The organism is Chenggangzhangella methanolivorans, assembly GCF_019797865.1.
Taxonomy (GTDB): Bacteria; Pseudomonadota; Alphaproteobacteria; order Rhizobiales; family Methylopilaceae; genus Methylopila; species Methylopila methanolivorans.
Genome location: NZ_CP081869.1, coordinates 4519535 through 4543568, shown reverse-complemented (window position 1 = coordinate 4543568; position 24034 = coordinate 4519535). Strand labels below are relative to the sequence as shown.

Annotated in this window: 24 protein-coding genes and 1 pseudogene; 6 read left to right on the top strand and 19 right to left on the bottom strand. The window is 71.4% G+C overall.

The window, feature by feature from the left end:
- Window positions 1-86 precede the first annotated feature (86 nt).
- Window positions 87-1247 carry an Mrp/NBP35 family ATP-binding protein gene (locus tag K6K41_RS23770; RefSeq protein WP_261402540.1) on the bottom strand — a complete coding sequence of 387 codons (1161 nt, stop codon included), beginning with the start codon at window positions 1245-1247 and terminating at the stop codon, window positions 87-89.
- Window positions 1248-1373: 126 nt separating this feature from the next.
- Between K6K41_RS23770 and K6K41_RS23765 the strand changes: the two genes are divergently transcribed.
- The 5 genes from K6K41_RS23765 to K6K41_RS23745 all read left to right on the top strand — a co-directional run bounded on the left by K6K41_RS23765 (window position 1374) and on the right by K6K41_RS23745 (window position 5302).
- Complete coding sequence (locus K6K41_RS23765) at window positions 1374-1937, top strand: NTP transferase domain-containing protein (protein ID WP_261402539.1); 564 nt, start codon at window positions 1374-1376, stop codon at window positions 1935-1937.
- A gap of 75 nt (window positions 1938-2012) precedes the next feature.
- Window positions 2013-2816 carry a transporter substrate-binding domain-containing protein gene (locus K6K41_RS23760; RefSeq protein ID WP_261402538.1) on the top strand — a complete coding sequence of 268 codons (804 nt, stop codon included), beginning with the start codon at window positions 2013-2015 and terminating at the stop codon, window positions 2814-2816.
- A gap of 100 nt (window positions 2817-2916) precedes the next feature.
- A complete protein-coding gene (locus K6K41_RS23755) occupies window positions 2917-3732 on the top strand; it encodes a transporter substrate-binding domain-containing protein (RefSeq protein ID WP_261402537.1) in 816 nt (271 codons plus the stop codon).
- An 11-nt stretch (window positions 3733-3743) separates the two neighbouring features.
- The gene (locus tag K6K41_RS23750; RefSeq protein ID WP_261402536.1) at window positions 3744-4490 is read left to right on the top strand and encodes an ABC transporter permease; all 747 of its coding nucleotides are present in this window, start codon (window positions 3744-3746) and stop codon (window positions 4488-4490) included.
- A gap of 5 nt (window positions 4491-4495) precedes the next feature.
- Window positions 4496-5302, top strand: coding sequence for an ABC transporter permease (locus K6K41_RS23745; protein WP_315855084.1), 807 nt, complete (start codon window positions 4496-4498; stop codon window positions 5300-5302).
- Here the strand turns inward: K6K41_RS23745 and K6K41_RS23740 are convergent.
- The 7 genes and pseudogenes from K6K41_RS23740 to K6K41_RS23710 form a co-directional block, all read right to left on the bottom strand.
- Window positions 5221-5454, bottom strand: a complete 234-nt coding sequence (locus K6K41_RS23740; RefSeq protein ID WP_261402535.1) for a hypothetical protein — start codon at window positions 5452-5454, stop codon at window positions 5221-5223. The two genes, K6K41_RS23745 and K6K41_RS23740, sit on opposite strands and share 82 nt — an antisense overlap.
- A 45-nt stretch (window positions 5455-5499) precedes the next feature.
- Window positions 5500-5949 (bottom strand): periplasmic heavy metal sensor, encoded by a 450-nt coding sequence (locus K6K41_RS23735; RefSeq protein WP_261405831.1) that lies wholly within the window; start codon window positions 5947-5949, stop codon window positions 5500-5502.
- Window positions 5950-5951: 2 nt separating this feature from the next.
- Window positions 5952-6380, bottom strand: coding sequence for a hypothetical protein (locus K6K41_RS23730; protein ID WP_261402534.1), 429 nt, complete (start codon window positions 6378-6380; stop codon window positions 5952-5954).
- 3 nt (window positions 6381-6383) lie between these two features.
- On the bottom strand, window positions 6384-6569 hold the full coding sequence (locus K6K41_RS23725) for a sigma factor-like helix-turn-helix DNA-binding protein (RefSeq protein ID WP_261402533.1): 186 nt from the start codon (window positions 6567-6569) through the stop codon (window positions 6384-6386).
- A gap of 148 nt (window positions 6570-6717) precedes the next feature.
- A pseudogene (locus tag K6K41_RS23720) lies at window positions 6718-6912 on the bottom strand (sigma factor); the annotation flags it as partial.
- Window positions 6913-7049: 137 nt separating this feature from the next.
- Window positions 7050-7568, bottom strand: coding sequence for an EF-hand domain-containing protein (locus K6K41_RS23715; RefSeq protein WP_261402532.1), 519 nt, complete (start codon window positions 7566-7568; stop codon window positions 7050-7052).
- An 89-nt stretch (window positions 7569-7657) separates the two neighbouring features.
- Window positions 7658-8311 carry a uracil-DNA glycosylase family protein gene (locus K6K41_RS23710; protein WP_261402531.1) on the bottom strand — a complete coding sequence of 218 codons (654 nt, stop codon included), beginning with the start codon at window positions 8309-8311 and terminating at the stop codon, window positions 7658-7660.
- A gap of 105 nt (window positions 8312-8416) precedes the next feature.
- On the opposite strand from K6K41_RS23710, the gene K6K41_RS23705 reads away from it, so the two are divergent.
- Complete coding sequence (locus tag K6K41_RS23705) at window positions 8417-9979, top strand: sensor histidine kinase (protein WP_261405830.1); 1563 nt, start codon at window positions 8417-8419, stop codon at window positions 9977-9979.
- Between the two features lie 33 nt (window positions 9980-10012).
- Here the strand turns inward: K6K41_RS23705 and K6K41_RS23700 are convergent, their stop codons facing one another.
- The 11 genes from K6K41_RS23700 to K6K41_RS23650 all read right to left on the bottom strand — a co-directional run bounded on the left by K6K41_RS23700 (window position 10013) and on the right by K6K41_RS23650 (window position 23859).
- Window positions 10013-10360 (bottom strand): Hpt domain-containing protein, encoded by a 348-nt coding sequence (locus K6K41_RS23700; RefSeq protein ID WP_261402530.1) that lies wholly within the window; start codon window positions 10358-10360, stop codon window positions 10013-10015.
- 150 nt (window positions 10361-10510) lie between these two features.
- Window positions 10511-12349, bottom strand: coding sequence for a translocation/assembly module TamB domain-containing protein (locus tag K6K41_RS23695; RefSeq protein ID WP_261405829.1), 1839 nt, complete (start codon window positions 12347-12349; stop codon window positions 10511-10513).
- 1499 nt (window positions 12350-13848) lie between these two features.
- The gene (locus K6K41_RS23690) at window positions 13849-16620 is read right to left on the bottom strand and encodes a translocation/assembly module TamB domain-containing protein (protein WP_261402529.1); all 2772 of its coding nucleotides are present in this window, start codon (window positions 16618-16620) and stop codon (window positions 13849-13851) included.
- A 208-nt stretch (window positions 16621-16828) separates the two neighbouring features.
- The gene (locus K6K41_RS23685; RefSeq protein ID WP_261402528.1) at window positions 16829-17494 is read right to left on the bottom strand and encodes a hypothetical protein; all 666 of its coding nucleotides are present in this window, start codon (window positions 17492-17494) and stop codon (window positions 16829-16831) included.
- 31 nt (window positions 17495-17525) lie between these two features.
- Window positions 17526-19430, bottom strand: a complete 1905-nt coding sequence (locus K6K41_RS23680) for an autotransporter assembly complex protein TamA (protein WP_261402527.1) — start codon at window positions 19428-19430, stop codon at window positions 17526-17528.
- Window positions 19431-19563: 133 nt separating this feature from the next.
- Window positions 19564-20178, bottom strand: coding sequence for a MerR family transcriptional regulator (locus K6K41_RS23675; protein WP_261402526.1), 615 nt, complete (start codon window positions 20176-20178; stop codon window positions 19564-19566).
- Entirely contained in the window at window positions 20175-20501 is a 327-nt protein-coding gene (locus tag K6K41_RS23670; protein ID WP_261402525.1) for an integration host factor subunit alpha, read from the bottom strand. The genes K6K41_RS23675 and K6K41_RS23670 overlap by 4 nt, the downstream gene beginning before the upstream one ends.
- A 137-nt stretch (window positions 20502-20638) precedes the next feature.
- Window positions 20639-21616: a beta-ketoacyl-ACP synthase III gene (locus tag K6K41_RS23665; RefSeq protein ID WP_261402524.1), complete on the bottom strand. Its 978-nt coding sequence runs from the start codon at window positions 21614-21616 to the stop codon at window positions 20639-20641.
- Window positions 21613-22683 carry a phosphate acyltransferase PlsX gene (plsX, locus tag K6K41_RS23660; protein WP_261402523.1) on the bottom strand — a complete coding sequence of 357 codons (1071 nt, stop codon included), beginning with the start codon at window positions 22681-22683 and terminating at the stop codon, window positions 21613-21615. Before plsX ends, K6K41_RS23665 begins: the two co-directional genes overlap by 4 nt.
- Window positions 22684-22804: 121 nt before the next feature.
- Window positions 22805-23314 carry a YceD family protein gene (locus K6K41_RS23655; protein ID WP_261402522.1) on the bottom strand — a complete coding sequence of 170 codons (510 nt, stop codon included), beginning with the start codon at window positions 23312-23314 and terminating at the stop codon, window positions 22805-22807.
- Window positions 23311-23859: a ubiquinol-cytochrome C chaperone family protein gene (locus K6K41_RS23650; protein WP_261402521.1), complete on the bottom strand. Its 549-nt coding sequence runs from the start codon at window positions 23857-23859 to the stop codon at window positions 23311-23313. Before K6K41_RS23650 ends, K6K41_RS23655 begins: the two co-directional genes overlap by 4 nt.
- Window positions 23860-24034 lie beyond the last annotated feature (175 nt).

Genomic DNA, 24034 nt, shown 5'->3' with positions numbered 1-24034 from the left:
ATCCTGTCAATTCACGCCTAAGAGCCTTTGACCGAACGGCTTTTTCGCCCTCGTCATCAAGTTAGAATAATTCGAGACTGGACGGGTCAGCGCTCGATGACGATCGCGCGCGCGACGCGGCCCGGCGCGCCTTCGGTCAGGCGCTTCCAGAGCAGCTCCGCAATGCCCCCATAGGCCTTGGCGTGCGCGCCCTCCGGATCCTGCGCCACGATCGGCGAGCCGGCGTCGGACTGCGCGCGGATCTCGACCGCGAGCGGGATCTCGCCGAGGAACGGCGTTCCCATCGCCTGCGCCTCCGCCCGCGCGCCGCCATGGCCGAAGAGATCGGCGCGATGGCCGCATTCCGGGCAGCAATAGTAGCTCATGTTCTCGACGAGCCCGAGGATCGGCACGTCGACCTTGCGGAACATCGCCACGCCGCGGCGGGCGTCGGCGAGCGCGAGGTCCTGCGGGGTCGAGACGATGACGGCGCCGGAGAGCTTCACGCGCTGCGCCATGGTGAGCTGCGCGTCGCCGGTGCCGGGCGGCATGTCCACGACCAGAATGTCGAGCTCGCCCCAGGCGACTTCGGTCAGCATCTGGGTCAACGCCGACATCACCATGGGCCCACGCCAGATCATCGCCGTGCCGGCGTCCACCAGGAAGCCGATCGACATGATCTTGAGGCCATGGGCCTCGAGCGGCTTCATCTGCTTGCCCTCGATCTCGGGCTTGGAGTGCAGGCCGAAGAGCGTCGGGACCGACGGGCCGTAGACGTCGGCGTCCATCAGGCCGACGCGCAGGCCCTGCTTCTTGAGCGCGAGCGCGAGGTTGGCGGCCGTGGTCGACTTGCCGACGCCGCCCTTGCCGGAGGCGACCGCGACGATGTGGCGGACGCCCGGGACGCCGGCGCCGCTGTGGCCCTGCGGACGCTGCGGGGTTCCGGCCCCCGGCGCGGCCTCGCGGGCGCCGCGGGCGGCCATCGGCGAGGCGGCGGGCCGCGGAGCAGGCGCGGAGCCCGGCTCGCGCTCGGCGGTGAGCGCCACCAGCACGTCGGAGACTCCGGGCACCGCCTTCACGGCGGCTTCGGCCGCGCGGCGGATCGGTTCGATCGCGCCGGCCTTCTCGGGCGTCGTCTCGATCGAGAAGATGACGCGCGAGCCCAGCACCGAAATCTTCGACAGCGAGGGGGAGTCGGCGAGGCTCGCCGCGCCGTCCGGAGCGGGAACAGCGCCGAGGGCGCGCCTGACGTCGTCTTCGGTTGGCATGCCAAAACTCCCTGTCGTCTCGGAACGCCCTATGGACCTTGGCCGCCCCTCGGGTCAAATGCGTTCGTGACGCTTCAAACCCAAGCCCCCCATTCGAATATCCGCGCGATCGCCGGCCTCGTCGTGATGGGCGGACGCGCGACCCGCATGGGCGGCGGAGACAAGGCCCTGATCGAGGTCGCCGGACGCGCGGCGATCGACCGGCTGCTCGACCGGTTCGCCTCGCAGGCGGAGCCGCTCGCGCTGTCGGCGAACGGCGATCCGGCGCGCTTCGCCCGCCTCCGCCTGCCGGTGCTCGCCGACCGGCCGGGCGATCCCGAGGGACCGCTCGCCGGCGTCCTCGCCGGCCTCGCCTGGGCCGCGGCGCTGCCGGGCGTTACGCATCTCGCGACCGTTCCGGGCGACGCCCCCTGCCCGCCCGCCGACCTCGTCGCACGCCTTGCCGCGGCGGCCGGCGACGGCGCCGCCGTCGCCCACGGGCCGCACGGCGTCGAGCCGCTCGACGCGCTCTGGCCTGTCTCGGCGCTCGGGCGGCTCGAGGCGCTCGCGCGCGAGGGCCTGCGTTCGCCCAAGCGCGCGCTCGAGGCGCTCGGCGCCGCCGCGGTCAGTTTCGACGGCCCGCTCGATTTTCTCGATCTCGACGAGCCCGCGGACGTCGCGCGCGCCGAACGGCTGCTGTCGGGGCGCTGAAGCCCCGGGGCGTTAGCAAAGCGACAAGACACGCGGGGACATCATCGCCGCCGCCGCGCTTCGCGGATCCCGAGCATGCGACCCGCGCCCTTGATCCTCGCCGCCCGCCTCTCCGCCCTTGCTCTCGCGCTCTTGGCCGCGCTCGCCCCCGCGTCGGGCGAGGCGACGGAGTGGCGGCGCATCCGCGTCGGGTCGGAGGGCGGCCATCCGCCGTTCAACTATCTCGACTCCATGGGCCAGCTTCAGGGCTTCGAGATCGACCTCGCAAAGGCGATCTGCGAGCGGCTGAGCGCCGAATGCGAGTTCGTGGTGCAGGACTTCGCCGGGCTGCTGCCGGCGCTGGTCGCCGGGCGCTACGACGTGGTGTTCTCCTCGCTCTCGATCACCGAGCAGCGTCGGCGCTTCGCGCTGTTCTCCAACAAATACTACGACACCCGCGCGATGTTCGTGGCCAACCGCGCCAAGCCCATCGCCGCCACCGATCCCAAGTCCATGAAGGGCCTCAAGATCGGCGCGAAGCTCGCGAGCACCAACGCGCGGCTGATCCAGGAGCTCTACGTGCCCGAAGGCGCCGAGGTCCGGCTCTACGTCACCCATGACGAGGCCCGGCTCGACCTCTCGCGCGGCCGTCTCGACGTCATCATTGGCGACAAGACCGCCCTGCTCGACTGGCTGGAGAAATCCCCGGTCGCGCAGTGCTGCCAGGTTGTGGGCGACGACATCGTCATGCCGCCCTTCCTCGGAGCCGGCATCGGAGCCGCGATGCGCAAGGAGGACGTCGAGCTCAAGGCGCTCATCGACGATGCGATCCTCCGGCTGCGCAGCGACGGCGGCTATCAGGCCATCGCCCGCAAGTACTTCTCCTTCGACCCCTATTGAGGTCGCTTGCGGAGGCGGAACGTCGCGTTGCCGTCCGGGCCGCGCGGTGAAATCATCCTCCCACGCCGCGAGCGGCGCGGCGGGCGATGGGGCGAGCGTGATGGCCGCAACCGGCGGGCTTCTCCCGAAGCGACATGCGCGCCGCCGGCTCGTTTCCGCGGCGCTCGTGATCGTCTTCGCGCTCGTCGGACAAGCCGAGGCGAGTGAGTGGAAGAAGGTGCGGATCGCGACCGAGGGCGCCTATCCGCCGTTCAACTTCATCGCCTCCGACGGCTCGCTCCAGGGTTTCGAGATCGATCTCGCCAAGGCGATCTGCGCAGTCCAGAACCTCGACTGCAGCTTCGTCGCGCAGGACTGGGAAGGCCTGATCCCGGGCCTGCTCGCCTCGAAGTTCGACGCGGTCTTCGCCTCGATGTCGATCACGCAGGAGCGGCTCAAGGTCGTGGCGTTTTCGCAGAAATACTATTCCTCGCCCGCGATGTTCGCGGTCGACAGCCTCAACGCCGGGATGGACGTCTCGCCGAACGCCATGGCGGGCAAGGTCGTGGGCGCGCAGGCCGCGACGGTGAGCGCCCGTTATCTCGAGGCGGTCTATGGGCCGGCGGGCGCCGAGGTGAAGCTCTATTCGGCGCAGGACGAGGCCAATCTCGATCTCGTCTCCGGGCGCCTCGACGCCATGCTCTGCGACAAGCTCGTGCTGCTGCCCTGGCTCGAGACGACCGACGAGGGCAAATGTTGCCGCGCGACCGGCGGCGACATTTCGGATCCGGAATATTTCGGCGACGGCGTGGGGGCCGCGATCCGCAAGGGCGACGTCGCGCTCAAGGGCCTGATCGACGACGGGGTGGCGAAGCTGCGCGCCAATGGCGACTACGCCCGCATCAACGCCCGCTACTTCCCCTTCAGCCTCTATTGAGCCCGGCCCGCGTGACGCCGCCCTCTCCCCTGGCCGCGCTTTCCTTCGGACCGGGCGGCTGGGGCGACGAGCTGCTCGCGGGCGTCGGCGTCACGGTCGGGCTCGCGCTGACCTCGCTCGTGATCGGGCTCGCGATCGGCCTCGGCGTCGCGGCCCTGAAGAACGCCCGCGGCGCGGCCCCGCGCGCGCTCGGCGAGGCCTACACCACCGTGTTCCGCGGGCTTCCCGAACTGCTGACGCTGTTTCTCGTCTATTACGGCGCGCCGCGGCTCGCCGGAGCCGCGCTTGGCCTCGCCGAAAGCCTCCTCGGCCTCGAGCCGTCGGGCCAGACGCCGGCCGTCAGCGCCTTCTGGGCCGGGACGACGGCGCTCGCGCTCGTCTTCGGGGCCTATGCGAGCGAGACGTTCTCCGGCGCGATCCGCGGCGTGCCGGACGGACAGCGGGAGGCCGCGGAGGCCCTCGGCTTCAGCCGCGCGCAGGGCTTCCGGCTCGTGATCCTGCCGCAGGTCTGGCGGCTCGCGCTGCCCGGCCTCAGCGCGAACTGGCTGACGCTGCTGAAGGACACCTCGCTCGTGTCGGTGATCGCGCTGCCGGACCTGATGCGGCAGAGCTATCTCGCCTCGCTCTCCACCAAGCAGCCGTTCCTGTTCTACCTGACCGCCTGCCTGATCTACCTCGCGCTCGCAGGTCTGTCCGCGCTCGTCGTCGCCCGGATCGAGGCGAGGACGTCGCGCGGCCTCGCGACGGCGGGCCGGTGAGCGCGATGGAGACGGCTCTCGCCGCAGCCTCCTGGATCGGCCTCGACGCCGACCTGCTCGGCCGCTACGGGCCGAACCTCCTGCAGGGGCTCGGCGTCACGCTGTCACTTGTGGCGATCGCCGTGCCGATCGGCTTCATGCTGGCCTGGCCGCTCGCGATCGCGCGCCTCGACGGCCCGGCGCCGGCGCGTGCGGCCGTCGCCGCCTTCACCGGCTTTTTCCGCGGCACGCCCGTGCTCTGCCAGCTGTTCCTCATCTATTACGGCACGGGCCAGTTCCGACACGCGCTGACCGATGTCGGGATCTGGTGGATCTTCCGCGAGGCGTTCTGGTGCGCGGCGGTGACGCTCACGCTCAACACCGCCGCCTATCAGGCCGAGATCATCCGCGGCGCGCTGAAATCGGTTCCGGCCGGTCAGGTCGAGGCGGCGCAGGCGCTCGGCCTCACGCGCCTCCAGACCTACCGGCTCGTGCTCGGTCCGCAGGCGCTCGTCCTCGCGCTGCGGCCGCTCGGCAACGAGCTCGTGCTGATGATCAAGGCGAGCTCGATCGCGAGCGTCATCACGGTGGTCGACCTCATGAGCGCCGCCAAGCGCGCCCTTCTCGGCCTCGCTCGACTTCGAGGTCTATGTCTGGGCCGCGACGCTCTATCTGATCGTCGTGGAGATCGTCCGGCGCGTCTGGAACGCGATGGAGCGGCGCCTGACGCGGCGCGCGGCCGCGTGAGGCCTCAGGACTCCGCCACGATCATCACGACGCAGAGCAGCGTCAGCGCGCAGCCCGCGACGAGCGTCGCCTCGCCGACGCCGTAGAGCCAGTCCATGTGGCGCCTTCCGATGTCGGCCGCGACCGGGGTCAGCCACACGCCGATGATCGACAGCAGGATGCCGATCCCGGCCCCCATCACGTAGAGCTTCGGCCGGTCGATCTCGACGAGCCGTTCGAGGCGCTCGCGCAGGTCCATGCGACCTCTCCATCACATCAGGCGACGACGGCTTCAAAAGCGTCGTCAGTCCGGATCGTCGTCCTTCTCGATCGCGTTGCGTTCGGATTCGGGCAAGTCCGGCAGCGCCTCGATGATGGCGCTCTGGATCAACTGCTGGAAAGCCACCGCCTTGTCGCGGGAGGCGGCGAACGCGGCCTCGATGCGGGCCTTGTCGAGCGGCTGCTGCTTGATCGCCTTGCGGGTCTCACGCCGGGCGAGCCGCATCTCGTCGAACGCGGTCGAAAGCTCGGGGCGCTTGGCCTCGAGCTTGGCCCGCACCTTCGCGGCGACCGGCGCAGGGTAGCGGCCGGCCACGTAGTCGATCGTGCTTTCCACCGTGCGGGGCGGCTTGCCGTGCCGGGCGCTGCGGTAGTCGGCGAAGCCCGCGCCGAGGAAATAGCCCGCCCCGATCAGGTTGACGGCGAGCGAGACCGCAAGAAGCGCATAGACGAGGCCATGCGGCCGCCTGCGCATGCTCACAGGTCGCCGTCCGTCAGCGTCAGCGAGAAGGCCGAGCCGAAGTCGAAGTCGCCGCCGTCGTCGGCCTGGGCGGGCTGCCCGATCGACCCGAGCGCGACGCCGATGGCGAGCGCCGCGACGCAGAAGCCGAGGCCGGCGAAGCCGAAGCGGCGCGGCGAGGCGAACAGCCAGCCGAGCTTGTCGCTGCGGCGCGACGCGACCTCCGCCACGATGCGGAACGCGAGGCCGTTCGGCATGTCGGCGGCGGCCGCCTCCCCCACCAGCGCATGCATCCGGCGCGCCTCGTCATGCAGCCTGCGGGCCTCCTCGGAACGCAGCGTGAGCGCGCGCGCGGCCGCGCCTTCCGCGGCCGGCCAGCGGGAAAAATCCGGACCCAGCGCGTCGAGCCGCTCGGCGAAGAGATCCATCCGCCTCTCGTCAGTCACGTCTCACATCTCCTCACGCGTCGCGAGCCGGGCGCGGAGCGTCCGGCGCGCCCGCACCAGCATCGATTCCACCGCCTTCTCGCTCGTCTCGAGGACGGTCGCGATCTCGGCGTTCGAACGCTCCCCGTCGGCCGAGAGCAGCAACGCCGCGCGCTGCCGTTCGGGAAGCGTCAAAATGTCGGCCCGCACCTTCTCCACCGCGTCGCGGTCGGCAAGCGAGCGCTCCGGGCCCGGCTCGTCGGAGGGCGGGTCGAAGGCGTCGGCGAAGGGCAGCCAGTTTTCTTATGCGTTGCCTGCGGGCGCGGTCGACGCAGAGATTGACCACAATCCGGTGAAGCCAGGTCGAGAACAGCGCGCCGCCGGGCTGCCAGCGCGCAGCCGAGCGCCACACCCGCCAGAACGCCTCCTGCACCACGTCCTCGGCCTCGGCGGACGAGCCGGTGAACCGGTGGGCGAGCGCCTGCGCGCGCGGGGCGTGCCGCGCGACGAGACGCGAGAACGCGCGCTGATCGCCGGCCGCGACCCGCGCCATCAGCTCGTCGTCCTCGCTCGCCTCGGCCCGCTCGGGCCGCGCGGCCTCACCCGAGGCCACGCGCCGTCCGTCGAACACGAGCACGGTCGCGCTTGAAGCCGTCATCAGCCGGCACCTCCGCCCCCCCACCTCGTCGGTCACATCTCGTCCCGGTTCCGTTTCCGCTTGCCGCCCTTCATCTTTCGATTCGCCATGTAGTCGTCGAACTCGGCCCGTGTCACGCGCTCGTCGCGATTGGCGTCGGCGCGGCGGAACCAGATGGGCGTCTTCGCGAGATACTCCTCTCGCGTCACGCGCCCGTCGCGGTCGGCGTCGGCCTTCTGGAACCGCTTCTCGATCCGGTCGCCGCCGCCGCGCTGGCGCCCGCCGCCCTTGTTTCCGCGCTTCTCGGTGAGCGCCTTGACCTCGTCGAGGTCGACGACGCCGTCATTGTTGCGGTCGGCGCGCTCGAAGCCGCGCTCGAGCCGCCGCTCGACCTCGCGCCGGTCGACCGCGCCGTCATTGTTGCGGTCGAGCTTCTCGAAGCGCTTGACCATGCGCTCGGCGCGCTGCTCGCGCGAGGCGCCGGCGTCCTGCGCCGCCGCAGGCGCGATCGCCGCGAGGCCGGAGGCCAGAAAAATCGCCACGGCGCTCGCCGCTGCGAAATGTCGGATCATGTGAACCGCTCCTGTGGGGGCGCGTCGCCCCTTTCGCCGCCTCTCACGCATCCCGGGGGAAAACCCTGCGCGGCGCTTCCCGGATCGGCTCACGCCGGCCGGTCGAGGATCGCGCGCGTCATCGCCTTGAGCCGCGGGATCGCCTCGGCCTCGAACCACGGATTGCGCTTCAGCCAGGCGTTGTTGCGCCACGACGGATGGGGCAGCGGAAACACCGCGGTCCGCCCCGGGAGGGCGACGATCCGCCGCCAGTCCGCCACCGCCTCGGTCAGGCTCGCGCCCGCCTCGCGGCGCCCGAGATGCCAGACCTGCGCCGGCCGCCCGACCGCGACGACGAGCTCGAGATTTTCGAGATGCGCGAACACCTCGCTTCGCCAGGCCGGGGCGCATTCGCGACGCGGCGGCAGGTCCGCGCCGGCCTCGCTGAGGCCCGGGAAGCAGAAGCCCATCGGCACGATCGCGACGCGGTCCTCGTCGTAGAACTCCGCCTCGTCGACGCCGAGCCAGGACCGGAGCCTGACGCCCGAAGGATCGGTGAACGGCACGCCGCTCGCGTGGACGCGCGTGCCCGGCGCCTGCCCGCAGATCGCGATCCGGGCCGAAGGGCGCCCGCGCAGCACCGGCCTCGGCTCGTGCGGAAGCGGCCGGCCGAGCGGCGCGTCGCGACAGATCCGGCACGCCCGGACCCGCGCAAGCAGGGCGTCGAACGCCGCCGGCGACCCGGAGGAAATCGAACGACTCACGATCGATACCTGCAAAATCGATCCATCGGGTCAGCGGGTCTTAAAGGTTTGGGCGCCATGGTTCGGGCCTGAGCGGAACGACAGACAGGCCCTTGCCACGTGGACATGTTCGAACTCCCGGCGGAGCGGACGACCGACCGCCGGACGAGCGAGACGTCCGAGCGAAGGCGGCTTGTGGGCCAGAAGGTTCGGGCCGCGCGCGAAACCCTGACGTCGAGCTCCGGACCGCGGCCTGAATTCGGCTTCGAGCTCGCACGAATCTACGCCCAGAATCGCATTTCGGCCGTGCCCGTGGCGCTCACCGTCGCGGCGGTGATCGCGGGCGTGTCGATGACGTGGCTCGTGCCGCCGATCGCGCTCGCCTGGCTCGTCTTCGCGCTCGCCGGACAGGTGCTGGTGGCCGCGCTCGCGCGGCGCTTCGTCGCGAGCGAGGTCGAGGCCACCCATCTCAAGCTCTGGATCACGCGCTTCGCCGGCGCGGAGGCGCTGAACGGCATCGCCTGGGCGTCGATCGTCATTCTTCTGGCGGGCGCCGGCGACACCGGCGACGCGGCCGAGATCGTCTCGCTGTTCGTGATGCTGGTCGGCGTCGCGGTCGCGACGATGCTCGCCTCCACCGTTCCGATCGCCGCCTGCGCGGCGACGCTGCCGATCGCCGCGATCGTGATCGGCACCTACGTGCTGAAAGGCGGCGCGGCCGCCACTGCGGTCGCGGCGCTGAGCGCCGGCGCCGAGATCTATTTCCTGCTCCTCGCCCAGCGCCTTCACGCCACGGCGCTCGAGACGCTCGAGTTCCGCGCCGAGAAGGACGCGCTGATCGGCGAGCTGGAGCAGGCCAAGTCCAACTCCGACGAGGCCCGCCGGCGCGCCGAGGAGGCCAACCTCGCCAAGTCCCGGTTCCTCGCCACCATGAGCCACGAGCTCAGAACCCCGCTCAACGCCATCCTCGGCTTCTCGGAGGTGATGAAGACCGAGGTGTTCGGGCCGCACGCGACCCCGACCTACAAGGAATACGCCGACGACATCCACCAGTCGGGCCAGCACCTGCTCAATCTCATCAACGAGATCCTCGATCTCTCGCGCATCGAGGCGGGGCGCTACGAGCTCAATGAGGAGAGCGTGCGGCTCGCCTACATCGTCGAGGACTGCCACCACCTGCTGAAGCTGCGCGCCAAGAAGCGCGGCATCCAGATCCGCGAGATCGCCGAGCCCGACCTGCCGCCCGTCTGGGCCGACGAGCGCGCCATGCGTCAGGTGGTGCTGAACCTCTTGTCGAACGCCATCAAGTTCACGCCCCAGGGCGGCGAGATCCGCCTGAAGCTCGGCTGGACGACGTCGGGCGGCCAGTACGTCTCGGTCTCCGACACCGGACCGGGAATCCCCGAGGACGAGATCCCGACCGTGCTCGCCTCGTTCGGCCAGGGCAGCCTCGCGATCAAGACCGCCGAGCAGGGCGCGGGCCTCGGCCTGCCGATCGTCAAGGGGCTGATCGACCTTCACGGCGGCGGCTTCTCGCTGAAGTCGAGGCTGCGCGAAGGCACCGAGGTCATCGTCACCCTTCCGGCCTCGCGCGTCATGAGCGCGCTTGCGCCCGTGCCCGACAAGGGCCAGCCGGCGCGCGACCGCGCCGAGGCGCCGGCCGCCGCGCTCCTGCGCCGCGCAGGCTGACCGCAGGCCGGAGCTCCGCGGCCGCGCGACGCCTCACGCGAGGTCCGGCAACCTTTCGATATCCCCGGCGAGCCGCTCGGCGACCGAGAGCTCGAGGCCGCCGTCGGCGAGGCGTTCGGCGATCAGGCGCTTCTCGAGCGCCGCCGCGGCCTTGCCGAGATCGGCGAGGCCGAGCGTCGGCGCGCCGCCTGCGAGATTGTGGAGCCCGAGCCTCAGATCGTCCGCGGCCTTGTCGGCCACGGACCTGTCGGCGCTCGCGGCGCCGCGGGCGAGCGCCGACAGCGCCTCCGCCCGCTGGCCGAGCCCTGATGCGAACCGGGCGCGCACTTCGGCGATCCGTTCGCTGGTGCGGCGCTTCACGCCGTCGGTGTCGTCATCCATCTCGCTTCACGCCGCGTCCGCCTGTCCGGGGTTCGGCCGGGAGAGCGGACGTTCAGTAGTCCCATTCGATCGCGACGCCCGCGGAGGTGTTGCCGGCGGCGCCGGCCATCCCCTGGGCCTTGATGTTCTTCGTGATGTCGATGTCGACCGTCACGCCGGTGGTCTCGGCGACGTGCCTTGCGTCACGCCGAGATAGATGTTGTCGGAAATGTACTTTCCGATGCCGAGGCCGAAGAGCCCTCCGCCGGAGCCGCCGCCGAGATCGAGGTTGTCGACCCCGAGACCCTTGCGCAGACTGTCGAGCGGCCCCGCGCCGCCGCCGCCGACGCCCGAATACTGGGCGACCGCCTGGGCGAGCGTGATGGCCTGGCTCGGGGACAATTCGCCCGAAGACTTGTCGAAAAGGAGGCGCGACAGAACCTCGTCCTGCGGCACCGCCGGATTTGAGGTGAACTCGATCTTGGGCGAGGACGCGTTTCCGGAGATCAGCACCTGCGCGGTGATGCCCTTGGCGGGCGTCTCGGCGAGGAAATCGAGCGTCGGGTCGAGATCGCCCGCAAAGCCCACCTGCCCGCGCGTGAAGTTCAGCCGCTTGCCGATGACCGTGATGGAGCTGCGGCCCTGACGCAGCTGGAACGCGCCGACCGGAACGGGCGCCGCCGAGGTGCCGGTGATCTTGATCTGGCCGCCGGCCTCCGCCGTCATGCCCATGCCGCGGATGAAGATGCGGTTTTCGGCCTGAACGTCGATGTCGAGCGTCGCGAGGAAGGCGTCGTCCTTGGAGCCGCCCTTGCCTCCGCCGGTGTTGAGCGCCGCGAGCTGGCGGGTGACTGCGGCCGGCGCGTTGCGGTGGCGCACGCCCGGCAGCGGCGTGTACTGGGCCGGGATGCGGTCCGGGATCTGGATCTCGACCGAGCGGGTGCGGATCGTCCCGTTGATCACCGGCCGGCGCGCGAGCGGGCCCTCAAGCTTGAGGTTGGCGTCCGTGATCGCGGTGACGATGTCGGTGCCCACCACCTCGGCGTTGTTGGCCTGGAAGTTGATCTCGCCCGGGAAGCCCGCCGCCGGGTCGACCGCGACGCGGCCCGAGCCCGAGATCGTGCCGCCGTTGCGCGTCGTGGCCCGCAGGCTCGCGACGTTGATGTTGGTCCCGTTCGCCACCACCGAGGCCGAGAGGCCGCGCAGCTGCAGGCCCGCGGCGCGGTTGGAGTAGGAGGCGTTCTGGAGCGCGCCCGAGCCGTTGATGCGCGGCGCCGAGGTCGGCCCGCCCACCTTGACGTCGAAGGTCGCGGTCCCGTCGATGCGGTCGCCCGAGACTGAGAGCGTGTCGTTGAGGAAGCCGAGCGGCGCGCGGCCGCCGACCTGGAGGTCGAGGTCGCCCGCGCCGAGCGGCGCCGAGCCGTTGGCCGTGACGCGCAGGCCGCTCGCGGCCGTCACCACCGTGTTGGTGAACACCCGCTGGCCGTCGAGCCGGCCTTTGGCGTCGATCGAGGCCGCAGGCACGCCCGCGCCGCGTGTCGCCTGGGTGGAGAGCCCCGTGACCCTCAGCGCATAGGTTCCGGCCGGCGCGGACGCCGTGCCCGCGACCTTGGCCTCGCCCTGAAGCGTGCCGTTCGCGCCGAGGCCCGGCGAAAAGCCGTTGGCGAGCGAGAGCGGCACGTTGCGGATCGCGATCGCGACGTCGAGCGGGCCTGTCGCCGACAGCGGCGCGGAGCCGTTCGCCGTGATGCGGACGCCCCCGCCGCCGGTGACGGCGGTGTCGGTCGTCACGCGGCCCGAGGCGAGCGCGCCCTTCGACGTGATCTGGAGCGCCGGCACGCCCTTGGCGGCCGCCGCCGTGAGGCCCGTGACGCGCAGGTCGTAGTCGCCCGTCGGCGCGGCGATGGGCCCTGCGACCTTCGCGCCGCCCGCGAGCTTTCCGCCGAGGCCGAGGCCCGGCGAGAAGCCGTTCGCGATCGAGAGCGGGAGTTCGGCGATGTCGACCGCCATGTCGAGGTCGCCCTGCCCGATCGGGGCCGCGCCCTTGGCGGTCAGGCGGATGCCGCCTCCGCCCGTCACCGCCGTGTCGGTGGTGACGCGCTGACCCTCGAGCGTGCCCCTTGACGTGATCTGGAGCGCCGGAACGCCCTTGGCCTGCGCCGACGTCAGGTTCTCGACCGAGAGGTCGTAAGTTCCTTGCGGCGCGGAGACTTGGCCCGCGACCCTGACGTCGCCCCGGAGCCGGCCGCCAAGGCCGAGCGACGGCGAGAACGCGTTGGCGAGCGCGAGCGGAACCTCGCGGATCGCGACGCTCATGTCGACGTCGCCGGTCCCGAGCGGGGCCGAGCCCTTGGCCGTGACGCTCACCCCGCCGCCGCCCGTGATCGCGGTGTCGGTCGTCACCCGGTCGCCCTCGAGCGCGCCCTTGGTGACGATCTCGAGCGGCGCGACGCCCTTGGCTTGCGCGGCGGTGAGGCCCGAGACGGCGAGATCATAGGTTCCGCGCGGCGCGGCGATCGGGCCCGAGACGTTGGCCGAGCCCCGCAGCGCGCCCGCAAGGCCGAGCTGGGGCTGGAACGCGTTGGCGAGCGCGAGCGGCAGTTCGCCGATCGCCACCGCCATGTCGAGGTCGCCGTCCCCGATCGGGGCCGAGCCCTTTGCCGAGGCCTGGACGCCGCCGCCGCCGGTGATCTGCGTGTCGGTGGTGACGCGGTTTCCTTCGAGCGCGCCTTTGGTCGCGATCTGGAGCGCCGGAACGCCCTTGGCCTGCGCCGAGACCAGATCCGCGATCGTGAGATCGTAGGCCCCGCGCGGGGCGGACACCGGGCCGAGCACGCGCGCGTCGCCGCGCAGCACGCCGGCGAGGCCGAGCTCGGGCCTGAAGCCGTTGGCGAGCGCGAGCGGCAGCTCGCGGATCGCCACCGCCATATCGAGATCGCCGTCGCCGATCGGTGCCGAGCCCTTGGCCGTGAGGCTGATCCCGCCCGCGCCGGTGATCGCGGCGTCGGTCGAGACGCGCTCGCCCGTCAGGTCGCCCCGTGCGGCGATCTGGAGCGGCGGCACGCCCTTGGCCTGCGCGGCGGTGAGGTCCTTCACCGTGAGATCGTAGGTCCCGATCGGGGCCGAGACCGGGCCCGTCAGGCGCGCATTTCCCATCGCCTGCCCGCCGAGGCCGAGCGTCGGCGCGAAGGCGTTGGCGAGCGCGAGCGGGAACGCCTTGAGGCCGACCGTCATGTCGAGGTCGCCCTGCCCGATCGGGGCGGAGCCGCGGGCCGAGGCCTCGATCCCGCCGCCGCCCGTCACCAGCGCGTCGGTCACGACGCGCTTCGGGTCGAAGTCGCCGCGGGCGTAGACGTTGAGCGCGGGCACGCCCTTGGCGCGCGCGGAGGTGAGATCCTTGACCGTGAGGTCATAGGTCCCGGCCGGCGCCTTGGCGGAGCCGCCGATCTTGGCGGTCCCCATCAGGGCGCCGCCCAGTCCGGAGTTCGGCAGGAAGCCGTCGGCGATCTTCAGCGGCAGCTCGCGGATCGCGACGTCCATGTCGATCGGGCCGTCGCCGAGCGGGGCGGACCCTTGAGCCGAGAGATCGATGCCGCCGCCCGTGACGGTGGTGACAGTCGTCGCCCGCTCGCCTTCGAGCGCGCCGCGGGTCTGGATCTCGAGCGCCGGGACGCCCTTGGCGGGCGCGGCCACGAGGTTCGAGACCTTGAGGTCGTAGGTCCCGCGCGGCGCGTCCACCGGGCCGCTGACCGTAGGTCGCCGCGCAGCACGCCGCCGAGGCCGAGATCCGGCGCGAAGGCGTTGGCGAGGCTGAGCGGCAACTCGGCGACATTGACCGCCATGTCGACGTCGCCCTTGCCGAGCGGCGCGAAGCCCCTGGCGGTCGCGCGCACGCCGCCTGCGCCGGCGATCGTGGCGTCGGTGGTGACGCGCGCGCCCTGAAGCTCGCCGGAGGCGTCGACCGAGATCGGCGCGACGCCGCGGGCGCGCACGGAGGTGAAGTCCACGACCTTGGCCCGATAGGTCCCGTTCGGCGCCGTCACCGGTCCGGCGACGCGCGCGTCGGCCTCGAGCCGCCCGCCGAAGCCGAGCTCGGGCTGGAAAGCGTTGGCGAGCGCGAGCGGCAGCGAGCGCACGCGCACGTTCATGTCGAGCTCGCCCTCGCCGATCGGCGCGGAGCCGGTCACGTCGGCCTCGAGCCCGCCTGCGCCCGAGACCTTCGTGTCGGTCGTCACCCGCTGGCCTTCGAGCCGGCCGCGGGTGGCGATCGACAGCGCCGGGACCTTGGCGTTGCGGAGCTTGGCGATCGAGAGGCCGGCGACGTTGAAGTCGTAGTCGACGACCGGCGCGGCGGCCGCGCCCGTGAGCCTGGCGGTTCCCTGCGCCATGCCGGCCATGTCGAGGCCGGGCGTGAAGGCGTTGCCAAGCGCGAGCGGCAGGTCGCGCAGCAGCATGTTGAGATCGAGCGTCTCGCCGGCCGTGCCGGAGACGTCGAGCACGCCCCCCTCGCCGGCCCGCAGCGAAAAGGCGTCGATCGCCACGGCCCCGGCGCCGACGCGCACCGTCGCGGGCTCGTTGAGCGCCGCGGTCTTGCCACCGCCTGCGAGATCAAGGCGCGAGAGATCGATGCGGGTCTCGTTCGGCGCATAGGCGACGCGCGCCGCGGCCTTCGCCGACGAGCCCCTGGCGGCCATGTCGAGCGCGACGTCCATGCCGTTCGGAGCGCCGCGGGCGACGACCGACAGCGTGTCGATCGCCTGGCCGCTCGCCACGATCCCGGAGCCCGAAACCGTCCCGTCGACCGTCACCTTGCCGGCCGGGTCGAGGATCGCGGCGTCGACCTTCAGCGCGCCGAGCTTCGCGCCGGGCGCGGCGACGTTCTGGCCGTCGAGCTTCACGACGAGGCGCTGCGCGCCGTTCTGCTCGGAGAGCGCGACGTCGCCCTTGAGCGCGCCGGCGAGTTCGGTGAGCGCGAGCGCGCCGATCTCGGAGAGGTCCGGCGAATCGATCGCGACCGAGCCCGTGGCGATCCCGCCCGGAAGCGCGGTGACCGCGCCCTTCACCGTCGTCGAGGCGACGGCGATGTCGAGGTTCTCGATGCGGCGCGCGCCCGAGGGCTCGGTGACGAGGCGGGCGCCGCCCGCGATGGGCTTGCGGTCGAGGCTGCCGGAGAGCGCCAGGGACCCCGTCACGTCGCCGGTGAGCTTGCCGGCGTCGACCCGGACCTCGAGCTTTTCGAGCGCGCGGCCCAGCACCTTGCCGTCCGGCACCGCGATCAGCGCCTTGAGGCCGAGATCGTCGAGGCGGCCGGTGAGGTCGGCGGTCGCGGTCGCGCGGCCGCTCGCATTGGCGTCGACCAGCGCGAGGTCGTCGATCTCGGCGCGGATCTTGGCGTCGGCGTTCGCGTCGGTGACCGAGCCGTCGGCGGTGACGAGCACGTGGTCGCCGCGCGCGTCGAGGCCGCGGAACGTCAGCGAACCGTCCTGTCCGCGCGAGACCCCGCCGCGCAGCCGCAGCGAGCCGCCGGTCAGCGCGTCGACCTGGGGCACGCCGGTCTTGAGGCCCGAGCCCGTCCCGTCCACCGAAACCTCGAGCTTCGACATGTCGAAGGCGACGTCGAGGTCGGACGACAGGTTCAGCGCGCCCGCGAGGTCGCGGCCGGCGAGGCCCGAAAGGGTCGAGAGGTCGCCGGCGTTCACCGTCGCGCGCCCCGTGACCGCGTCGGGCGAGGCCTTGCCGACATAGGTCGCGCGCACGTCCGCCAGCCACAGCTCGGCGCGCTCGACGTCGGTGACGCCCTTCGGCGTCGTGACGGCGGCGGCCGAGAGGCGAAGCTCGCGGCCGAGGCTGAAGAGGCGATCGTCGGCGAACTTCACGCCGTCGGCCTGCGCCTCCACGGTCGCGGCGATCTTGGTGGCTTCGTCGGCGAACGGCCCGTTGGGCGTCGCGGTCACGACGACCCGCGCCGTCTCGGCCGCGCCCTGGGGCGCCGCCAGCGCCCCGCCGTCGAGCGTGGCGTTCACGGTCGGATGGTCGAGCGGGCCCTTGGCGGTTCCGAGCACGGTGAGCGAGGACCAGCGCACGCCCGGCAGCAGGCTGGCGAAGCGGGCGGCGTCGCCGGCGCGAAGATCATAGGATAGGTCGACGGTCTCCTTGTCGAGATCGACCCGTCCGCGCGCCCCGAGGCGAACGGCCGGAATGTCGACAACCGTCTCGGAGATCTCGATCGGCCCCTCGTCCGGCACGAAGGCGCCGGCGGTGATGCGGCTCTGGCCGCGCACGAGCGCGCGATCTCGGGCTGACCATGCGGCCGACGTCGCCCGCGAGCTCCAGGCTCACGCGACGGCCCTTGCCCTCGCGGCGAAGCTCGCCCGCGCCGTCGATGCGGCCCTGGGTTCGGCGGTGACCACCGGGTGCGGAGCGCGTCGAGCGCGCCCTCCATGCCGATGTCGATCGGCGGCAGGCCCGGAATCTCGGCCATGCGGGCGATCAGCCCGCCGGCGGGCTCGGAGCGCGCAGCGAGATCTCGACGCCCTGCGTCGCGGGGATGAAGCGCGCCTTGCCGGAAAACTGGCCCTTGGTCCCGTCGGTGCGGCGCACGTCGAACTCGGCCGAGACGCCTTCCTTCGGCTTGCGCACCATCGCCGAGGCGGTGGCCGCGAGCCGCGCGGGCACGCCCATCACGGGCTGGGCGAGGTCGAGGTCGGCGAGCGAGAAGCGGTCGAGATGGATCTCGATCGGCAGCTCCGGGAACAGCGGCGCGTTCGGGTCCGGCGGCGGGAGGTTCTCCTCCTTCTCCGGATAGTCGGGCTCGCGCGCGACCGCGACGCGGCCAAGGTCGACGAGATCGATCTTGAGCTTGCCGGAGTAGAGCGAGAGCGGCGACCAGACCACGCGCGCCCGATCGACGGTCAGCCACTCGCCCTTGCGGTCGCCGAGCCGGACGTCCTTCAGCGTCAGGTCGTAGGGGAACGAGCCCTCGATGTCGCCGATCGCGATCTTGGTGTCGTCGGAGCTGGCGTAGGTCGAGGCGACCGAGGCGATCGTCGACAGGCCGTGCGCGGTCGTGACGTAGGCGAGCGCAGCCGCCAGCACCACCACCGGGATCAGAAGCAGGATCGCGAGAACGATCAGGGCGCGCTTCAGAACAGCCATCAGTGTGCGATCTTAACCCCTTGGTCTCGCATCAGAACGACTGCCCGATGCTGACGTAGAACGCGACCCGCGGATCGGCCTTGGTGCGGCCCACCACCGGCATCGCCACGTCGAAGCGGATCGGGCCGATCGCGGTGTAGTAGCGAAGCCCGAGGCCGGCGCCGATGCGGACGTCTTCCTTGAAGTCCGGGATCGCCTTGTCGAAGGCGGCGCCCGCGTCGACGAAAGGCACGACGCCGATCGTGTCCGTGACCTTGATGCGGGCTTCGAGCGAGGATTCGAGCAGGCTGCGGCCGCCGAGCGGCTGATCGTCCTTGAGCACGCAAGGCAGCGACTTGTTCGGGCGCGGGAGGATCTTCTCGCAGCGCGGGCTCGCGCTCTGATAGGCGAAGCCGCGGATCGAGCCGCCGCCGCCCGCGAAGAAGCGCCGATAGGCCGGAACGTCCTCGGTCGTGCTCGGCCCGATGATCGAGCCCGCGCCGATCTTGCCCGCGAGGATGTACTTGCCGTCCTCGTCGAACGACCAGTAGGCCGACACCTGGCCCTTGAAGATGTTGAGCGACTTCTGCTCGCCCTTGGCGTTGTAATAGGGCGCGGCCTGCAGCGTGACGCGCATGCCGCTCTTGGGGTCGAGCTTGTCGTCGGTGTTGTCGAAGGTCCCGACGATCGGCAGGCCGACGAGCAGAAAGCGCTTCTCGCCGAAGGTGTCGCGCACCTTCGAATAGTCGCCCTCGACGCCGATCTGCAGCGCGAGCTCGTCGGTGAGCTGGCGGCGGATCGCCACCACGCCGTTCACGCCGTCGCGCCAATAGGCGTCCGGCCGCTCGCGCTGGGCGATGACGTCGATCAGCAAGTCGTCATAGCCGGTGATGATCCCCGGCTTCTCGAAATGGACACCGAGCTTGTACTCGTATTCGGAGGGCGGGTTCGAGATCAGCTGGCCGACGCCGGCGTCGATGCGCAGCTTCTCGGCCCCGCCGAACAGGTTGCGGTGGCCCCAATAGGCGTTGACGCCCGCGCCGTCGACCGAGTCCCACTTGGCTGCCGCGCCGACGTAGCGGAACTTCTTTTCCTCGACCTCGATCGCGATCGGCACGCGGCCCGAGGCGTCCGGCTTGTCGGCCTCGCGCACGCGGATCGAGGAGAACACGTCGAGCTTGGCGAGATCGTCCTTGAGGCGCTTGATCTTCTTGGGGTCGTAGCGGTCGCCGGGCTGGAACGGCACTCGGCCGAGCGCGACGTTCGGATCGACCTCGCGCGTGCCCGAGATGGTGACGTCGCCGAAGGGCGAGCGCGGGCCGGCCGCGACGTTGATGGTGACGTCGACCTGCTTGCGGGCGTGGTCGGCGACCACCTCGCGGCCCTTGGTGGCGGCGAACGGATAGCCCTCGTCGCGAAGCTGGTCGACGATCCGCGATTCGGCCCCGAACACCGCGGTCGAGGGGGCCGGCAGGCCGGGCTCGAGGCCGGTCCTGCGCAGGGTCACGGGGGTGTCCATGGCGCCTCGGTCGAGAGGCTGGAGACGGACGGAGCCGAAGGTGAAGACCGGGCCGGGATTGATGCGGATGACGGCCGGTACGGGCTTGGCGGAGCGCTGCGCCGCGTCGGCTGCGCTCTGCGAGGAGACCGAGACCCCCGCGACGGTCACGCCGACCGTCGCCCCGTAGCGCCCCGTCGCCATCAGCGCGGCGGCGATGCGCTCGATGTCGGCCTTGCCGCGGCCGACGAGGCCCGGCGGCCCCGGCGGAGCTTCCTTCTCGAGAGTCTTCAGCGTCGAGGTGTCGGTCGCGATCTTCTCGACCTCGGCGTCGCCGCCGTCGACCTGGATCTGGAGCGTGTAGGGAACGCCCGGCACCGCGGTCGCGGCGGCAGGCGGAGGACCGTCGGGCGCAGGCTGGGCATGGGCGACCGCGACCATCGCGCACGCCGCCGACACGGCGAAGAGCCGCGGAAAAACTCCGCACGTCAGGCTCTTCAACGCCACTCTTCACCCCCGAAGTCCCACCCGGCTACCGTCTTAACCGGGATAGCGACCCATTGTAACGCCTTATATGCGGCGCCGCGACACCTCAGGTCCGCTCAGCGAGCAAACGGCGACAGGCCGCCAGCTCCTCGAGCGCGCCCCGGAGCCGCCCGATCTGCTCCGCGCTCAGAGCAGGCCGCGCCTCGACGACCGGCGCCAGGTGCGGCTGGACGACGCGAGCGCCGGCCGCAGCGACGGGAGCGTCCTCGAATTCCTCGTCGTCATACGCGAGAAGGTCGTCGGTCGGATCGGCCGGATCGGGCGTTTCTTCGATCGCGGCCCTGCGGCCCGACGCCCAGATCTCGGGGCCCGGCCCCGAGGGCGCGGACCCGGCCGGGGCGAAGGAGGGACCGGCGCGCTGGCCGGCTTCCTGCGTGTTCTTGCGCCCGCCCGTCTCGCGCAGGATCCGCTGCACGCCACGGATGGTGTAGCCCTGCCCGTAAAGGAGCTGCTTGACGCCGCGCAGAAGGTCGACGTCGCCCGGCCGGTAGTAGCGCCGGCCGCCGCCGCGCTTGATCGGGCGGATCTGCGGAAAGCGCGTCTCCCAGAATCGCAGCACGTGCTGGGGAAGGCCGAGCTCCTCGGCCACCTCGCTGATCGTGCGGAACGCGTCCGGGCCCTTGGCCGCGACGTCGCGATCGTCTTCCGGAAGATCCGTCACGCCGCCCCGTTCTCCGCCGGCGGCTCGCCCTCGCCGCCATTGATCCTGTGCTTGAGGATGTTGGAGGGCTTGAACACCATCACGCGCCGCGGCGGGATGGGAACCTCCTGCCCGCTCTTGGGGTTGCGCCCCACCCTCTGGCCCTTGTCGCGCACGACGAAGGACCCGAATGACGAGAGCTTCACCGTCTCGCCGCGCTCCAGACAGTCGCCGATCTCGCCGAGAACCATCTCGACCAGCGCGGCGGACTCCGTCCGCGACAGCCCCACCTTCTGGTAGACCGCCTCGCAAAGATCCGCCCGCGTAACGGTGCGCCCCGCCATGCCGAATTCCCCCCAAGCGCCGCGTCTTTCGCGCGGTCTTCGTGCCTGCGCCAATACCGACGCTCGCGAGGCTATGTGCCTGATCCCGCGCGGTCAATCATGCCTTATGAGGTCTTTTTATAAATCTGATCGCCTGATCACCAGCGCAGGAGCGCCGATCCCCAGGTGAAGCCGCCGCCCATCGCCTCGAGCAGGACGAGGTCGCCCTCCTTCACGCGGCCGTCCTTGCGCGCCTCGGCGATCGCAAGCGGAATCGAGGCCGCCGAGGTGTTGCCGTGCCGGTCGACCGTCACCACGACCTTCTCGGGCGCGATGCCGAGCTTGCTCGCGCTCGCGTCGATGATGCGGCGATTGGCCTGGTGGGGAATGAACCAGTCGATCGACTGCGCGCTCTCGCCGGTCGCCGCGAAGGCGTCCTCGATCACGTCGGTGATCATGCCGACCGCGTGGCGGAACACCTCGCGGCCCTCCATGCGCACATGGCCCACCGTGCCGGTCGAGGACGGGCCGCCGTCGACGAACAGCTTGCTCTTGTGGCGCCCGTCGGAGCGCAGATGGGTGGTGAGCACGCCGCGGTCGCTCGCCTCGCCCGGCTGCTCGACGCCTTCGAGCACGATCGCCCCCGCGCCGTCGCCGAACAGCACGCAGGTGGTGCGGTCGGTCCAGTCGAGCAGGCGCGAGAAGGTCTCGGCGCCGATGACGAGCGCGCGCTTGTGCTGGCCCGCGATCAGGAACTTGTCGGCGACCGCGACCGCGTAGACGAAGCCGGAGCACACCGCCTGCAGGTCGAAGGCGAAGCCGGTGGTGATGCCGAGGCCCGCCTGGACGCTCGCGGCGGTCGCCGGGAAGGTGTTGTCCGGCGTCGAGGTCGCGACGACGATCAGGTCGATCTCGTTCGGATCGACCTTGGCGTCGGCGAGCGCTTCCTTCGCCGCGGCGATGGCGAGGTCGGAGGTCATCTCGCCCGCCGCCGCGACATGGCGCTGGCGGATGCCGGTGCGCTGGACGATCCAGTCGTCGGAGGTGTCGACGGACTTCGCAAGGTCCTCGTTGGTGAGGATCTCGGCCGGGAGATAGGAGCCGCAGCCCCGGACGACGGACCGGATGCGGCTCACGACGCCGCTCCTGCGAGCGCGGGCTCGCTCGGCGCATCGGGCGCCGCCGCGCCGTCCTGCGCGAAGCCCTCGCGGATCTTCTCCTCGAGGTCGTAGCGGGCCATGTCGTAGCCGAGTTCGACCGCGGACGCGAAGCCCTCCGCGTCGGTGCCGCCATGGCTTTTGATGACGACGCCGTCGAGGCCGAGGAACACGCCGCCGTTCACCTTGCGGGGGTCCATCTTCTCGCGCAGCGTGTCGAAGGCGTGCTTGGCGAGCACGTATCCGACCTTGGACAGGAACGTGCGGGTGATGGCGGAGCGCAGATATTCGCCGATCTGCTTGGCGGTGCCTTCGGCGGTCTTGAGCGCGATGTTGCCCGAGAAGCCTTCGGTCACCACCACGTCGACCGTGCCCTTGCCGATGTCGTCGCCCTCGATGAAGCCGCGGAAGTCGAGCGCCGGGAAATGGCCCTCGCGCAGCAGCCGCGCGGCCTCCTTGACCTCCTCGACGCCCTTCACCTCCTCGACGCCGACATTGAGCAGGCCGACGGTTGGGCGTTCGATGTCGAACAGGATGCGGGCCATGGCCGCGCCCATCACCGCGAAGTCGACGAGCTGGCGGGCGTCGGCGCCGATGGTCGCGCCGACGTCGAGCACGATCGATTCGCCGCGGGTGGTCGGCCAGATGGCGGCGATCGCCGGCCGATCGACGTTCGGCATCATGCGCACGCAGAGCCGCGACATCGCCATCAGCGCGCCAGTGTTGCCGGCCGAAATGGCGGCGTCGGCCTTGCGGGTCTTGGCGGCCTCAAGCGCGAGCCACATCGACGACTTGTAGCGGCCCTTGCGCAGCGCGACCGAGGGCTTGTCGTCCATCGCCACGGTGACGGTGGTGTGGAGAATCTCCGAGACCGGCTTCAGCGTCGGGTCGGCGTCGACCAGCGGGCGGATCTGCGCCTCGTCGCCGACGAACAGGAAGCGCAGGTCAGGCTTGCGCGACAGCGCGATGGACGCGCCCGGAACGACGACCGACGGGCCGTGATCTCCGCCCATGGCGTCGAGTGCGATGCGAACCGTGTCTGTCATTCGTCCTGCGGCCGGGATGGCGCGATGCGCGGGTCTGCGGCGCCGATGCGGCCCCGCTTCTGGCGGCGGTTCGGGCGCGGCGGGACCATAACGTCTGCGGCCCGCGTGGCAACCCTCGCCCTCACTTGTCTTGAGCTCCGTCCTTCAGGGCCTTGAGCGCCGCGAAGGGCGACTCCGCCTCCGCCCCGTGCGCGGCGGCGTCGAAGGCCACGCCCGGCTTGCGGGGATGCGGGTCAAGCCCGAGCGTGAAGAATTCGCACGCGACCGCGCCGAGATCGACCTCGCCATTGACGATCTGGTCCGGCGGATCGGCGTCCTCGCCCTCGTGCAGCGCCGGCGCGCCCTCGGGCGAGAAGCGCACGTCCACGTCCTCGCGGATCGTCTCGACGAAGGGTTCGAGGCTCACGACGCAGGTCCGCTCGGCCTGCGCCTCGACCCGTCCCGTGACCCTCAGCCCGTCGCGCCCGACCGGCCGGGCCTCGAGCCGCGCCGTGAAGCGCCCGACCGACGGCAGGTCGTTCGCCGCGGCGAGCGATTCGCGCTCGGCCGCGTCGGCGATGATCTCGACCGTCAGCCCCTCGGGCGGAACCGTGGCCACCGAGAGCGGCCGGCTTATGGGGCTTGGCGTCACTTTCGCGTCTCCCTCACCTCGGGATAAGCCGGACCGGCGGCTTCGAGTTCCGCGACCGACTGCGCGGCGAGCGCCGCGTCGGCCTCGAACGCCCAGACCGCGAGCCGCGGGGGCCCGCGCGTCGGCCGGAGCGCCGCCGTAGACGATGCGCCCGAGCGCCGCCGCGAGCGCGTCCGGGTCGCGCGCGTCGAGCGCCGCGTCATAGGTCCGCGCCCGTCGTAGAACGCGCGCGCCATCGCCTTCATGCGCTTGGGCACCGTGACGTCGCCGACGCCGATCTCGCGGACGTTCGCCTCGAGCGCTGCGATCATCGCGTCGAAGATCTCCTGCGACAGCGGCCGCGCTCGCGGGTCGGGATCGCGGCCGAGCCGCGTCACGAGGGCTGCGTGCAGCACGAGCGTCTCGAAGCGTCCCGGCAGCGTGTCGGGCGCGCCGAGGTCGCGGTAAAGCGCGGGGCGCCGCGCCGCCGCGGCGATCGCCGCATAGACCGTCTCGCCCGCGGACGGGTCTTCGGGCGAGCGTTTCCTGAAGAGGCCGAAGATCATGTGATCGAGAGCAATCGGTGGCTTCGGCGCGTCGCCTGTTGAAACGGAACGGCCTGCGGGTTACGCCAAGGCCGGCGAAGGAACAAGCCTCGCGGGGAGAGGCCCCGTCGCCGCGGTATGGGCTGGGCGGCCCGGACCGCGCAAGAGTGGCGTTTCGGGAGGACGTTCGAGCATG

Excerpts from the sequence above, each read along its gene's own strand:
- K6K41_RS23770 (WP_261402540.1), bottom strand. The coding sequence starts at position 1,247 with ATGCCAACCGAAGACGACGTCAGGCGCGCCCTCGGCGCTGTTCCCGCT.
- K6K41_RS23765 (WP_261402539.1), top strand. The coding sequence starts at position 1,374 with ATGGGCGGACGCGCGACCCGCATGGGCGGCGGAGACAAGGCCCTGATC.
- K6K41_RS23760 (WP_261402538.1), top strand. The coding sequence starts at position 2,013 with ATGCGACCCGCGCCCTTGATCCTCGCCGCCCGCCTCTCCGCCCTTGCT.
- K6K41_RS23755 (WP_261402537.1), top strand. The coding sequence starts at position 2,917 with ATGGCCGCAACCGGCGGGCTTCTCCCGAAGCGACATGCGCGCCGCCGG.
- K6K41_RS23745 (WP_315855084.1), top strand. The coding sequence starts at position 4,496 with ATGGAGACGGCTCTCGCCGCAGCCTCCTGGATCGGCCTCGACGCCGAC.
- K6K41_RS23740 (WP_261402535.1), bottom strand. The coding sequence starts at position 5,454 with ATGGACCTGCGCGAGCGCCTCGAACGGCTCGTCGAGATCGACCGGCCG.
- K6K41_RS23735 (WP_261405831.1), bottom strand. The coding sequence starts at position 5,949 with ATGCGCAGGCGGCCGCATGGCCTCGTCTATGCGCTTCTTGCGGTCTCG.
- K6K41_RS23715 (WP_261402532.1), bottom strand. The coding sequence starts at position 7,568 with ATGATCCGACATTTCGCAGCGGCGAGCGCCGTGGCGATTTTTCTGGCC.
- K6K41_RS23705 (WP_261405830.1), top strand. The coding sequence starts at position 8,417 with ATGTTCGAACTCCCGGCGGAGCGGACGACCGACCGCCGGACGAGCGAG.
- K6K41_RS23700 (WP_261402530.1), bottom strand. The coding sequence starts at position 10,360 with ATGGATGACGACACCGACGGCGTGAAGCGCCGCACCAGCGAACGGATC.
- K6K41_RS23695 (WP_261405829.1), bottom strand. The coding sequence starts at position 12,349 with ATGGCGGTCGACATCGCCGAACTCCCGCTCTCGATCGCGAACGGCTTC.
- K6K41_RS23685 (WP_261402528.1), bottom strand. The coding sequence starts at position 17,494 with ATGGCTGTTCTGAAGCGCGCCCTGATCGTTCTCGCGATCCTGCTTCTG.
- K6K41_RS23670 (WP_261402525.1), bottom strand. The coding sequence starts at position 20,501 with ATGGCGGGGCGCACCGTTACGCGGGCGGATCTTTGCGAGGCGGTCTAC.
- plsX (WP_261402523.1), bottom strand. The coding sequence starts at position 22,683 with ATGACAGACACGGTTCGCATCGCACTCGACGCCATGGGCGGAGATCAC.
- K6K41_RS23650 (WP_261402521.1), bottom strand. The coding sequence starts at position 23,859 with ATGATCTTCGGCCTCTTCAGGAAACGCTCGCCCGAAGACCCGTCCGCG.